15 protein-coding genes are annotated in these 12,518 nt (G+C 55.7%); 5 read left to right on the forward strand and 10 right to left on the reverse strand.

Annotation, left to right across the window (positions count from 1 at the left end; translation table 11 throughout):
• The first annotated feature begins 173 nt into the window (after positions 1 to 173).
• Both RZA33_RS08540 and RZA33_RS08545 read left to right on the forward strand, forming a co-directional pair.
• Positions 174 to 362 carry a hypothetical protein gene (locus tag RZA33_RS08540; protein ID WP_317507433.1) on the forward strand — a complete coding sequence of 63 codons (189 nt, stop codon included), beginning with the start codon at positions 174 to 176 and terminating at the stop codon, positions 360 to 362.
• 111 nt (positions 363 to 473) lie between these two features.
• Positions 474 to 1,049: an isochorismatase family protein gene (locus RZA33_RS08545; RefSeq protein ID WP_317507434.1), complete on the forward strand. Its 576-nt coding sequence runs from the start codon at positions 474 to 476 to the stop codon at positions 1,047 to 1,049.
• Here the strand turns inward: RZA33_RS08545 and yaaA are convergent.
• On the reverse strand, positions 1,046 to 1,834 hold the full coding sequence (gene yaaA / locus RZA33_RS08550; protein WP_317507435.1) for a peroxide stress protein YaaA: 789 nt from the start codon (positions 1,832 to 1,834) through the stop codon (positions 1,046 to 1,048). The two genes, RZA33_RS08545 and yaaA, sit on opposite strands and share 4 nt — an antisense overlap.
• Positions 1,835 to 1,987: 153 nt before the next feature.
• Positions 1,988 to 3,019 carry an NADP(H)-dependent aldo-keto reductase gene (locus RZA33_RS08555; RefSeq protein ID WP_317507436.1) on the reverse strand — a complete coding sequence of 344 codons (1,032 nt, stop codon included), beginning with the start codon at positions 3,017 to 3,019 and terminating at the stop codon, positions 1,988 to 1,990.
• 247 nt (positions 3,020 to 3,266) lie between these two features.
• Here RZA33_RS08555 and RZA33_RS08560 point away from each other — a divergent pair, with 247 nt between their 5' ends.
• On the forward strand, positions 3,267 to 3,761 hold the full coding sequence (locus RZA33_RS08560) for a tetratricopeptide repeat protein (protein ID WP_317507437.1): 495 nt from the start codon (positions 3,267 to 3,269) through the stop codon (positions 3,759 to 3,761).
• Between the two features lie 35 nt (positions 3,762 to 3,796).
• Positions 3,797 to 4,303, forward strand: a complete 507-nt coding sequence (locus RZA33_RS08565) for a hypothetical protein (RefSeq protein ID WP_317507438.1) — start codon at positions 3,797 to 3,799, stop codon at positions 4,301 to 4,303.
• Between the two features lie 21 nt (positions 4,304 to 4,324).
• Here RZA33_RS08565 and RZA33_RS08570 read toward each other — a convergent pair whose 3' ends face one another.
• The 5 genes from RZA33_RS08570 to RZA33_RS08590 all read right to left on the reverse strand — a co-directional run bounded on the left by RZA33_RS08570 (position 4,325) and on the right by RZA33_RS08590 (position 6,743).
• Positions 4,325 to 4,867 carry a TIGR00730 family Rossman fold protein gene (locus RZA33_RS08570; protein ID WP_317507439.1) on the reverse strand — a complete coding sequence of 181 codons (543 nt, stop codon included), beginning with the start codon at positions 4,865 to 4,867 and terminating at the stop codon, positions 4,325 to 4,327.
• Between the two features lie 52 nt (positions 4,868 to 4,919).
• Positions 4,920 to 5,441 carry a DUF501 domain-containing protein gene (locus RZA33_RS08575; RefSeq protein ID WP_317507440.1) on the reverse strand — a complete coding sequence of 174 codons (522 nt, stop codon included), beginning with the start codon at positions 5,439 to 5,441 and terminating at the stop codon, positions 4,920 to 4,922.
• A 12-nt stretch (positions 5,442 to 5,453) separates the two neighbouring features.
• Positions 5,454 to 5,756, reverse strand: a complete 303-nt coding sequence (locus RZA33_RS08580) for a hypothetical protein (protein WP_007111787.1) — start codon at positions 5,754 to 5,756, stop codon at positions 5,454 to 5,456.
• 41 nt (positions 5,757 to 5,797) lie between these two features.
• Positions 5,798 to 6,205, reverse strand: a complete 408-nt coding sequence (locus tag RZA33_RS08585) for a thioesterase family protein (RefSeq protein ID WP_317507441.1) — start codon at positions 6,203 to 6,205, stop codon at positions 5,798 to 5,800.
• A gap of 106 nt (positions 6,206 to 6,311) precedes the next feature.
• Entirely contained in the window at positions 6,312 to 6,743 is a 432-nt protein-coding gene (locus RZA33_RS08590) for a hypothetical protein (RefSeq protein WP_317507442.1), read from the reverse strand.
• A 36-nt stretch (positions 6,744 to 6,779) separates the two neighbouring features.
• Between RZA33_RS08590 and RZA33_RS08595 the strand changes: the two genes are divergently transcribed.
• Complete coding sequence (locus RZA33_RS08595) at positions 6,780 to 7,946, forward strand: PatB family C-S lyase (protein WP_317507443.1); 1,167 nt, start codon at positions 6,780 to 6,782, stop codon at positions 7,944 to 7,946.
• A 23-nt stretch (positions 7,947 to 7,969) separates the two neighbouring features.
• Here the strand turns inward: RZA33_RS08595 and RZA33_RS08600 are convergent, their stop codons facing one another.
• From RZA33_RS08600 to RZA33_RS08610, 3 genes are all read right to left on the reverse strand, one after another.
• Positions 7,970 to 8,914 carry a co-chaperone YbbN gene (locus RZA33_RS08600; protein ID WP_317507444.1) on the reverse strand — a complete coding sequence of 315 codons (945 nt, stop codon included), beginning with the start codon at positions 8,912 to 8,914 and terminating at the stop codon, positions 7,970 to 7,972.
• Between the two features lie 201 nt (positions 8,915 to 9,115).
• Complete coding sequence (locus tag RZA33_RS08605) at positions 9,116 to 11,158, reverse strand: CocE/NonD family hydrolase (protein WP_317507445.1); 2,043 nt, start codon at positions 11,156 to 11,158, stop codon at positions 9,116 to 9,118.
• Positions 11,159 to 11,196: 38 nt separating this feature from the next.
• On the reverse strand, positions 11,197 to 12,498 hold the full coding sequence (locus tag RZA33_RS08610) for an ATP-grasp domain-containing protein (protein WP_317507446.1): 1,302 nt from the start codon (positions 12,496 to 12,498) through the stop codon (positions 11,197 to 11,199).
• Positions 12,499 to 12,518 lie beyond the last annotated feature (20 nt).

Genomic DNA, 12,518 nt, shown 5'->3' on the forward strand with positions numbered 1-12,518 from the left:
AGAGCCTTGTCATGAGGGGATCCTAGACTGGGGGAACAAGTGCTCTTTATATAAGAAAATTTATAGTGAGTCACTTAACAATAGCTTGTGTATTTAACATGGTATTGTTGCCAAGCAGCATCTAGTATTACGCTGCACGTACCCAGAAGTAAAATCTCAGGAGGAGAAACGGTATGACGACGCAACTAGCAAAGAAGTTAGCTATCGCACTATTAATGGCTTTGATGGCAGGCGGTTTGATAGCTTGTGACGATCAAGGTCCTGCTGAAGAAGCGGGTGAAAACATTGATGACGCTGCAGAAGAAGCCGGTGAAAATATGGAAGAGCTTGGCGAAGATATGGAAGACGCCGCCGAGAATTAAGCCGAATAGTTGAATTAGTAGCTAAAAAGCAGTCGCTGAAGAGCGGCTGCTTTATTGTTTGTATCACGGCTATTATGTAGCTTAAATAACGATAAAAATGGAGGATGCAACGTGCTGCTACAACGCGATAAAAGCCTGCTGTTAATGGTCGATTTCCAAACCGGGCTACTGCCTGTCATTGATGGGGGTCAAGACGCTGTTATCGAAGCGAACTGGCTAGCTGAAATGGCTTGCTTGCTTGGGGTACCTGTATGGCTGACCGAGCAAAATCCGGAAAAGTTAGGCGCTACTCAACCAACCCTGCTAGCTTCTCTAAACGACTACCGCCTATGGCAAAAACAGTATTTTGGCGCCATGGCAGAAGTCCAGTTTCGTGAGGCGCTAAACGCAACGGGGAAAAAGCAAATTGTGCTGTGCGGTACGGAAGCACATATTTGCGTGCTGCAAACAGGGTTAGGGTTGTTAGAGGCAGGGTACGAACTGTACTGGTTAGTCGAAGCGTGTGCCAGCCGACGCCCTCAGGAGGCCACGTTTGCCCGTGAGCGTGCCTGCGCAAGCGGAGCGGTGGCTGTAACAGCCGATATGGTCGCCTATGAGTGGCTGCACCGCTGCGATACAGCACTGTTTAAAGAGGCGCACCAGCGTTTTCTCAAGCCACGCTCATCACGCTCTCTGCAATTTTCCTAAGTTGCTCTAGCATCCGCTTCTTTGCGAGTAAAAACGTAGGTATCACCCTGTGATGCCGATGAATCAAAACGATAGCCTGCCACATCGAACGCCTTGAGGTAATCCGGGTCGTCAACCTGTTGTTGGATTAGCCAAGAACTCATCAGCCCGCGTGCCTTTTTGGCGTAGAAGCTAATGATTTTAAAGGTGCCGTTTTTCTCATCTTTAAACACTGGTGTAATGACCCGCGCATTGAGCCGTTTCGTATCAACTGCCTTAAAGTATTCATTAGAAGCGAGATTAACCAGCACCTTGGAGCCACTTTCAGCAATGGCCTCATTGAGAGCAGGTGTCAGAGTGGGTTTCCAGTAAGCATAAAGATCCTTGCCGACACTATTGGGTAGCTTGGTGCCCATCTCCAGCCGATAGGGTTGAATTAAATCGAGTGGTCGCAGTAGTCCATATAAGCCGGAAAGAATGCGCAGGTGCGTTTGCGCGTAGCGGTTCTCTGCTTCAGTGAAGTTTTCCGCCTGCAGGCCTGTATAAACATCGCCCTGAAATGCCTGGGCGGCAGGTTTTGCATTGCTTAGCGTAAATGGAGGCTGCCACTCTGCAAAGCGCGCCGCATTCAGGCCCGCCAATTTATCGCTGATCCCCATGAGTTCGCTGATCTGCTGCGGCGAGTAGTCGCGCAAAATAGTGATAAGCGCTTGACTGTGTTGCAGAAAGTCAGGTTGTGATACCTGCTCGGTAGTCGATGGGGTTTCAAAATCCAGTGTTTTTGCTGGAGATATAACGCTCAGCATCGCATGCTCCTTGGGCGCCGATAATGCCCTTGTATGAAAGCCGAAAATAAAGGGGTGAAGTATATCAAGCCTCGGCGAAGACCGAGGCTATAGCAGCGATAGCGGGTTGGGGCTAACGACTCAGATGTTTCAGCGTCTGTGTTAAGGGCACGCTTAAGGGCAAGGATTGGGCATGCGGCGATGAATATCCTCGATTGCCTCTAACACTTCATCGTCCAACTTAAGGCTTTCGCTGGCAAGGTTGCTTTCTAATTGCTCCATGGTGGTCGCGCCAATAATATTGCTGGTTAAGAAGCTGCGTGAGTTTACAAACGCCAGTGCCATTTGAGCAGGATCTAGCTCGTGTGTTTTAGCAAGAGCAGCGTAAGCCTGTGTGGCCGCTTCGGCTTCCGGCGAAGTGTAGCGCTTAAAGCGCTCATAAAGCGTCAAGCGCCCTTTCGCTGGCTGGGCGCCATTGAGGTATTTACCCGAGAGTACGCCAAACGCAAGAGGTGAATAGGCGAGTAGACCGACATCTTCACGGTGGGCTATCTCAGCTAAGCCTACTTCAAACGAGCGATTGAGCAGGTTGTAAGGGTTTTGAATAGAGGCCACGCGCGGCAGGTCTAGCTTATCGGCGAGTTGCAGCGAGCGCATCACTCCCCAAGGGGTTTCATTGGAGAGCCCAATGGCACGGACTTTACCTGCGTCGACGAGTTCTTTCAGCGCCGATAACGTCTCTTCTAGCGGCGTTGAATCTTCTTCTTCACTATGCACATAGCCTAGCTTGCCAAAAAAGTTGGTTTGGCGGTCCGGCCAGTGTAGTTGGTAAAGGTCAACGTAATCGGTGTTTAATCGCTCAAGACTTGCGTCGATGGCCTGGTGGATATGCTCACGAGTGAGCCGTGGTCCCCCGCGAATATGCTCAAGGCCTGGGCCAGAAGCCTTGGTGGCAACAATGACATCATCCCGGGAACCGCGCTGTTTTAGCCAACTACCGATATAGCGTTCGGTAAGCCCTTGGGTTTTAGCCATGGGCGGAACGGGATACATTTCAGCGGTGTCGATAAAGTTGATTCCAAAGGCCACGGCGCGATCAAGCTGTTCGTGGGCTTCGGCTTCGCTATTTTGCTCGCCAAACGTCATCGTACCTAAGCATAGCCGACTGACTTCCAGGCCGGTTCTGCCAAGTGGGCGCGTTTGCATTTGCATCTCCTTTAAGGCGAAATTACCACCAGATAAGCAGCCATTACCAGAGTGGTTAACGGCGTGTGTACAGCATGTTAGCGAGGCTCATCAAAAGCAGCAAATTATGGGGTTGAGTCGTTGCAAAGGCAGGCGTATGCTTGCCAGCCCATCGACCGGCTAAAGGCCGGTCTCTCGTGTGGTTGGCAGTTATTGTGAATATTACTGCTGGTCCAAGGTTCCAACCAGATAGGCAGGGTGGTTTGCCATGCTGCAGGCATCAACATTGTTTACACGGCTAGAGTTTCGGCTAGCCGAGCGGCTGTTTCATACTCGCTGGCTGCTGCCGCGTTCACCGCGCACCCAGCGTTTAACGATGCGCTTATTCAAGCGCTGTGCGGAGGCAGGGCATCCCGATGCGCTGTCCGTTTACGGCCATATGTTGTTTCATCGCAGTCAGACGCCCCAGGACAGAGCCCGAGGGGCGCGCTACGTCTTGGAAGCAGCGCAAGCCGGGGATATAAAGTCCCAGTATCAGGTAGCGAGAATCCACGAGTACGGCTGTACTCAGTACCCTCGCCGCGAAGACTATGCGGTTACGTGGTACGCGCGAGCTGCTCAGTCGGGCCACTATTTAGCTGCCGAGCGTCTTGCCCGAGCTTACCGCCAAGGTGAGCTAGGGTTAGCAGTCGATGGTGAGCGAGCGGCTTATTGGCAGCGTCAAGCAGAACAACAGACGCTAAACGACGTGGCAGCGGCATGATGCCGCGACTGCGTTTTGATTGAGTGAGGAAGGTTGTGTCTGAGACGCTACCCACAGTACTAGATATTGAAGCGTCCGGATTTGGGCGCGGCAGCTACCCCATTGAAGTAGGCATTGCGCGTGCTGACGGTAGCTGCTGTGCTTTCCTTATTCAACCGCTGGAGGAATGGACGCACTGGGACCCCAAGGCTGAGCTGCTGCACGGCATCACCCGTGACCGGCTTATTCAAGAGGGTTATCCAGTACGCCAGGTCGCCCAATGGCTTAACGATGAAATGAGTGAGCTGGGCAAGGCTTACAGTGATAGCTGGGGCTACGATAATACTTGGCTGTCGCTGCTTTTCCATCATGCTGGTATGCTGCCGCGTTTTCGCCTTGAAGCATTAAGAATTTTACTTAGCGAGAAGCAGCAGGCGCTGTGGAGCGATACCAAAGAGGCCATAATCGGCGAACGCGGCATCCACCGCCATCGGGCAGGCGAAGATGCCCGCTTACTGCAACTGACCTACCAGCATACCCTGAAGTTGACCGAGCAGCGCTAGTTATCCAGATAGGTTATAGCGCTATAGCATGGTTTCTAACGTATTAAGCAGTTCAGTGGGTGTCGGAGCGTCGAGTAGCATATCGCGGGTAGTTGATGTTAAAAAACCATGGCTAACGGTGCTGTCTAAAAAGCTCAGCAACGGTGAGTAGAATTCATCAATATTTAGCAAGCCCATTGGTTTTTCATGTAACCCCAGATAGCCCCAGGTCCATATCTCGAATAGCTCTTCGAACGTCCCAATCCCGCCTGGCAAGGCAATAAATGCATCGGCATTGGCCGCCATGGTGGCTTTGCGCTCGTGCATATTGCGCACCCTAATCAACTCGCTAAGGCCAAAGTGCGCCTGCTCGCGCTCGACTAAGTGGTCGGGCATGACACCAATGACGTCACCGCCGGCCTCAAGTGCTGCGTTAGCCAGCTCACCCATAAGGCCAACCCGTGCGCCGCCATAAACCAGCGTGTGGCCGCGCTTCGCAAGCGTGCGACCCAGGGCATTGGTTGCTTCACGAAAAGCGGGGCTATGGCCTTCACGGGAGCCAAGGTAAACGCAAATTCGAGCCATTCGTTTATTCCCCATAACTAAAAAAATAAAAGGGTGACCAATCAGTAATCTCTTAGGGCAGACAGCGGTCCACCTGGTAATGCTCATCCATCCACTGCCCAATCACATTGTCACCACAAAGGTGATGGGCATACTGTGTATGCAGGCAGCGTATCTGATGCCAGTTGCTAATCCCGCCAATGCCGCGTTCGGTCATCACATCGGTGTAACCCAATTTAGCGACTTCTTCTCGCTGAGCATCGCTCATAGAGCCCCAGCGGGCGGCGACATAGTCGCGATGGCTCTGCAGGTAAGCCGCGAGAAATTCGGGCTCTTCCTGCAGGCGCTGCTCAAGCGATTTGATAACGCCAACGGCTTCAATACGAGAAATCTCTACCTTCAGCACGTCTGAGCAGAGCCAAAACAGCGTGGGAAAAGGTTTGCCATCGACAATCGGTGCCATGCGCAGCACCAGCGGGGTGCCTTGGCCGTCGGTGGCGGCCACCGCTTCAATGCCACGCGGTGCGCGGCCAAGCTGCTGGGCAATAATGGCGAGCTGACGTTCGTCAGGCGCTTGGTTGGTGCGTATCACCATCGGGTTGGTCTCTCACGAACGGTCGTCTTGAACAAATTTAGTCGAGCGGCCAACGGCGCGGAAAAAGCAGCGATTGAGCTGTTCGGGCGACGCAACATAGCACCATGTCCGCTCACAGTATTCGGCGGCTCGTGCCATCAGCACGTCGTAAAGGCGATTGAAAGGCGCATCATAATCGTAGGGGTCGGCGCCAAACAAGCGGATATGCGGATAGTCGGCAAAGCGCTCGATAAAATAGCGCTCAAGATCGGCTTCGACAGCACGGTGTTGTGCGACGTTATCAGGGTCTATCCAGAGGTTGTAGCGGATTGCCATTGTATCGGCTCCTGTTGCCCCGTAGCGCGGGGTAGCGTCAATCAGGCGGGCTCAGGTGCATCTTGCAGATGCGAGGTTAGCGCTTTTCGCAGGTCGCCCTCAATCGGCATAGCGCATTTGGCCTGGTGATCATACTGCACCATCACCGTATGGCCCAGATTGGTCAGTTTGTCGTGCTGGCGTGCTTCTTGGGTCACCGTAAACGAACTATTACCTAAGCGGGTTAAATAAGTACGTATTTCGATATCGTGACCGTAAAACAGTTCCGCTCGGTAGTCGACTTCCATGCGTGCCATGATCAAGCGCCAATGCTGGGGGTTTAGGTCGGGTGTGAACAGTCTGAACAGGTCATTGCGGGCAAGTTCAAACCACGCGGGCAAGCGTGTGTTATTGATATGCCCTAAAGCATCAGTGTCATAAAACGCGGGCTCAATGGTCCGGGTGAACATGGCAAGTCCTTGTTCTAATAAGAAGTCTTAGAGGAGGGCGTGGGCAACGGGGCTCATTAATGATTAACGCTAGTAAGCGCTGGGTCAAACCTCAGGGCGATACGTCCTAGACCAAACGAAGCCCCTGCTGGTCGCGCCAAGCAGCTTCTAGCGCTTCTTGTAAGGGCGCTTTTAAGTGTTCTGGGAGTGCGTCATGGGCAGTTTGCAGTGATTCAAACGAGCGGTTACGTAGCCAGCAGTAAGCCCAGGCGCAGGCTTCAGCGTCGCTATCGGGGGTCGGGCGAGCAGGCATCTGATTGAGCAGAAAGACCGCGGTGCGCGGCGCCCAGAGCGGAATCTCATCAGCGCTGGCAGCGCTCCAGTGATCCAGCGTCGCGCCGCTTGGCGTGGTCTCGGGCTCGCCCAGCTTTGCCACGCGGGCAGTCTCTGCGAGAATCAACGCCAAGCGATCCGCATCGGCTTGGCCCAGTGCCCGCCACTGCCGCAACAGCGCCGGCAATCCGGCCCGCATCTTGGTATAAAAGTCATCTTGCGGCATGCTTGGCACAACCCTTATTGAATGAGTGAGTTTTTCATGGCCTATGATTTTGCCACGCCTGTGGAGCGACGCCACCCCAAAGGTGGCTGGGCATCGCAGAAATGGCACCGCTACGACGCCGACGTGCTGCCCCTATGGGTCGCCGATATGGACTTTCGCTCGCCACCCGCCGTCATTGATGCGTTGCAGGCGCGGGTGGCCCACGGGATTTATGGCTATGGTGAAGTGCCTGCTACGTTAACAGAAACCCTCTGCCAGTGGAGTGCCCACCACTACGATTGGCCCATTTTGCCTGAGTGGCAACAGTGGCTGCCCGGCGTAGTGCCTGCTTTGCATCTGGCAGCGTTAGCGCTAACCGAACCCGGCGAAGGCGTGCTAACGGTCACGCCTATCTACCCGCCGTTTCTGGCCGTTGCTGAGCGTACCGGGCGACTGCCTCAGCAGGCGATGCTGGCCGAACCCGAAGCCCCCGGCGAGCCTTGGCAGCTGGATATCAAGGCATTAGAGGCCGCCATAACGCCGCGAACCCGCTTGCTGCTGTGGTGCCATCCCCATAACCCGACGGGGCGCGTATGGCGGCATGAGGAGCTTGCCGCGCTAGCTGAATTAGTTGAGCGTCACGATCTTTGGGTCGTTTCCGACGAACTGCACTGCGACCTGATATTAGACCAAGGCGTGCGGCATCGCCCCTTAGCCGCCCTGTTTCCTGAATTGGCCAAGCGGACGATCACTCTCTGGGCGCCGTCGAAAACTTTTAACCTAGCCGGGCTGACCAGTGCCTGCGCGGTGATCTCAGACCCTAAGCTACGCCAGCGTTTTGCGTCAGCGACCAAAGGGCTATTGCCCGACGGCAATGTATTAGGCTTGGTCGCTGCGGAAGCCGCGTATCGAGACGGTGAGCCGTGGCGGCAGGCGTTGCTGAGCGTGCTGCGTGAACACCGCACGATGCTGCAGGCGCGAGTCGCTAGCTGGCCAGGCGTTTACTTAAGTGCACCGGAGTCGACCTATCTAGCGTGGCTGGATATGCGTGAGGCAGGGCTAGGTGAGGCGCCATATCAGACGCTGCTCAACGAGGCGGGTGTTGCACTCTCGGACGGAGCGGCCTTTGGTAGCCCCGGCTTTGTGCGGCTTAACTTTGGCACCACCGCTTCCCAGTTGGAAGCGGCGCTGTCGCGGATGGATGTAGTGCTGAAACGGAATTGAAGACGCCGTTTCTCGGGCCAGTCTTAGTAGAGCATGGCAAAGAGTTTGCGGCGATAGGCGACGGTCAGCGGATGGTCGGCGCCTAGCGCATCAAAGACTTGTAATAGCGTCTTGCGCGCGGCGTCATCGTTGTAGGCGCGGTCTTGCTTCATCAACGCCAATAATGCTTCCAGCCCTGCATCGTAGTGGCCATCGGCAATTTGGCGCAGCGCGCGCAGGTACTGCGCTTCGCTGTCGGTACGTTCGCCCAGTGCTTCAACCTCATCGGCAGAAGGCGCCTGCTCGCTAAATTCAATGCTGGCGCGCACGCCCCGCGCGGGCGGGGAATCGCGCTCTTCCGGCGGCAGGTTGTCAAGTACCTCACGTGCCTCATCGGTACGCCCTTCGGCCACCAGAACCCGGGCAAACGCCACCTGGTAGGGATAATGCTCCGGGTATTGGCCCATCAGCGTTTGGTAGATGTCACGCGCGGCAGCGGTATCACCTGCTTTAAGCGCTTCCTCAGCCTGCTCTTCAGGGCTGGGCGGCGCTTCGCCAGGCGCTGGGAAGTAGCGGTTGAGCCACTCGCGCACTTCCTTCTCCGGTAGAGCGCCCTGAAAGCCATCAACTAAGCCGCCTTGGCTAATCAATTTCACATCGGGTAGCGACTGAACGCCCAACTGAGCGCCAATTTCCGGGTTGGCGTCGATATCGAGCTTGCCGAGCAGGAAGGCGCCCGAATACTCAACTACCAATTTATCCAGTACGGCGAGGAGGGTGCTACTGCTTGCGTTGGAAGGCGAGTGGCAGCCCAATAGCACCGGCACTTGCATAGAGGCTTCAAGCACCTGCTGAATATTGCCGGCATGGAGCTCGATAATCACGTCTTCAGGGCGCACCGCCGCTTGCTCCGAGGTGGCGGCAGTAGCGTCAGCATTCTCGGTGTCCGCGGTAAGCGGTTTACCTGAGCGGGGATCAATAATCTGCATGGGTAGACTCGGCATCAAAAAATGAACAATAGTGCTTATGATATGCAGGCATACCCATGCGGATTCAAGGAAAGGGGGTAAATAAAACCCAGCGGTTGCTGGCAGCAATAACGTTTCACTATTGCTAACAATGAGCTCAATGCGATCTCCAGCCACGTTCGGTTAGAAAGTGGCTGTCGATACCATTGGCTCTCGACCGGCTTAAACCAGGTCGCGCGGGATTTCCTCGTCCCAACTCTTGGAAAAAACTCGGCTGTCGCCCTCAAAGGCATCCATGGTTGCCCGTAAGCGAAAGCTGGTGGCATTGGACGTCATCAAGGTGCGAGTCAAGCTGCGAACTTCCCAGTCGCCGCGGCGGAAACGACGCTCCCATTCAGTCCAGCCGCTCAGGCTGTCGTAGCTGCCGTAGGCATAAGTATAACGCTCAGTCACCCTTGACGAGAGTTCGAGATCGATATCATCGAGACGGAAGATGCCTTCGTCATTAATGACCTCAAGCGTGGTTTGATCCTGGGCCAGATCGCGTATCACTCGCCACGTTTCTTGGCTGGGTTGCAGCAGGGTCACGTCGAGGGGCGGTGCACCCTCCGGCTCGCCAAACGGGGTCAGCGACGCTTCTTCCTGAGGCTGGGGTTCGCGGCTGGGTAGGATCAACTGGCAGCCAGCAGGGTGTACGGTCAGCCTGACGGGCACCGGCGACGGCCAGGCCAGCGGCCAGTAACTGGTCGAGAGCGAGAGGCGCATGGCGTGGCCGACGGGAAACTTTTGGGCAATGTGCTTAAGTGCTACGCGCACGCGATAACGCTTGCCGGGTTCCAGTGGCTGGGGAAACTCGTCGCTGTCACGGTGAGTTAGATTGAGCAGGCCGTAGGTAATTCGAGTGGCCTTGTCGTCGGCGGCAATATCGCTGAGCCGGACCGCCACCATCGCCACCGGCTGATCGGCTTCGATATCGAGTTCAACAATTGGCTGCCCGCAAATCTCGATGTCTTGATCGAGTAGGGCGGTCTGAAAGATCAGCGCACCTCCATCCTCGTCGCGTTGATCATGAGGTAAATCGGGCGGCGCATTGTATGAGCACCACTTGCCAGCAAACAGGCCGACTGATAGCGGCGACCGTACGCTGAGCGGCACGTCGTCTTTCGCGTCAAATGCGGCGTTGCTCTGCGCTAAAGGCAACAAATCATGGCCGCTGGTGAGGCGAAAGCGTTTCGGCTCAATCCGCGGCGATGGCCAGCGGGGCTCTGTCACCCAGCGCCCCGGCCGTTCCTCATAGCGGGCCGACGGCGGGACTGAGTCCTGCATCCATACGCGCAGCATCGGCTCGTCCATGATGCCTGTTTCCTTGCCCTTCAACCAATAGTCCCACCAGCGCAGCGATTCTTGTAAAAAGCCGATGGCCGGGCCCGGAACGCCCAAGTGTGGGTACTTGTGCGACCACGGGCCCACTAGGCCCTTGCGCGGCACGTCGAGCCCTTCGAGCAAGCGGAACACGGCGTTACAGTAACCGTCGGCCCAGCCGCTAACGGCATAGACAGGGCAGCGAATGCGCGAGAAATCTTCGCATACCGAGCCATGCTTCCAATAGTCATCGCGGCGCTGATGTTGGAGCCAAGTGGAAAGCCAAAGTCCGCTTCCTTCAAGGCGCTCCATCCACATCTCACGCCATCGCTCACCAACCAACTGCGGGTCGGGGGGGCAGGTATTGCCATCGAACATGGTCGAGGCCCACGACAGGTTGTCGCCCAGCAGGCAGCCGCCCATGTGGTGGACATCGTCGGCGTAGCGATCATCGGTGGAGCACAGCGTGATAACCGCTTTTAGCTCGGGGGGCTGAAGTGCGGCAATCTGCAGGCCGTTGAACCCGCCCCATGAAATGCCAATCATGCCGACATCGCCGGTACACCAGGGCTGCTTACCCAGCCACTGGAGAATTTCGACGCCATCGTCGAGTTCCTGCTGCAGGTATTCGTCGGTCAATACCCCATCCGACTCGCCGCTACCGCGCATATCAACGCGCACCCCGGCGTAACCGTGGCCCGCCCAATAAGCGTGCGTCTGGGCGTCGCGTACCGCCGTCAGGTCGCGTTTGCGATAAGGCAGGTACTCAAGGATAGCCGGTACTGGGTCGCTTTCGGCATCCACCGGGCGCCAGATACGAATGGCCAGACGACAGCCATCGGCCAGCGTGATCCAGTCTTCTTCTTCCTGCACGGTGCGAGGAAAATCGCTGACGATGTGCATGGGCCTACTCCTTAATTGTGTAACGCGACGCAACCCGGTCAGCTGATGATGTCTTCGAAGGCGAAATTCAGCTGCTCGGCCAGCCGCGCATAGTTCTCTTCCAGCGCGAGATCGTCGTCTGCGCCCATCCACACGTAAGCCAGGGCGTAACTGTAGCTGTCTTGCTCAGGCAAGGAGGATAAGCGTACGCCGGCCTCGACCTGTAGCGTGATCACGGTGCCGGGAAAAGCCTGCTGCAGCGTTGCGATCTCCTCGGTACTGGGAACCTGGCTGACAGTGGCATCACTGAAGAATACCCGATAAAAAAACTTTCCGGCGACTTTAAAGGCCCCTTGGCGGTGTGGCATGTCGGGCAGCTGCCCCAGTGCCAGGTCCACCGTCACTTGCTGATGGCTGATCCCGTCGACCTTTTCAAACAGGTCACAATGCGATTGCGCGACGCGGGTATTGATCTCCAGCAGCCAGATACGGTCCTGCACTTCATCCCAGAAGTATTCGATGTTGAAGGCCGCGTTGTCATAGCCGATGTGCGCCATGATTTGACGGGTGAGGTCCTGCATCTTGGTTTGAATGGCATCGGGAAGGCGCGACGGATAACGATAGTAGAAAAAGCTCAACACCTGCGGATAGCGAATCGAATCGACAATGCCATACGGGACAACATCACCCTGGAAGACGTAGCCCTCGACTGTACATTGCCAGCCACCGATGATCTCTTCCGCCATGCAGTGACCGCCATCGACCGAGCGGACGTTTTCCGGCAGGTTAGCGTGCTCCAGCACGTAATTAAACGGCTCTGAAATCGTCCCGATGCCCTCACATAGCCGTTCTACGGCGTAGGCGAAATCTTCGGGGCTTTCGATGCGAAAGCCCAGTCGTGAACCTGACGATTTGATCGGTTTGACGAAGAAGGGCATGTACAGCCCAGCTTCGCCTATTCGTTGAAGGGCTTCTGGGTCGAAAGGATCAAAGGCGGTAAAGCGGGGAATGTAATCGCCTACCACCTCTTTTTGAACGAGCCGACTCCAGTACTTGTGCTCACACTTGAGTAAACTTTCGAGACTGGTAGACGGCGTGCCGATGCGTTCACAGAGCAGTGGCAGCATGGTCGAGACGGGGAAATCCATATAGCCCACGATGGCATCAATAGGCTCACCAAAGGCTTTCAGCTGGGTTTCGGCCCGGGCCAGCATGTCTTCGATAGGAAAGATTTCCGTATCATTGACTTCTTCTGGTTCGATCACACCATGGAACCGGTAATGTTCAGCCCCACGTAAATGCGTAAGTCGCTGACGATTAAGTTCGTCCAGCCCGACAACAAAAATATTCCGATTGTTCATGATCGCCTCCTGGCGAAAGC

Source organism: Halovibrio sp. HP20-59 (genome assembly GCF_033052795.2).
Classification (GTDB): domain Bacteria; phylum Pseudomonadota; class Gammaproteobacteria; order Pseudomonadales; family Halomonadaceae; genus Vreelandella.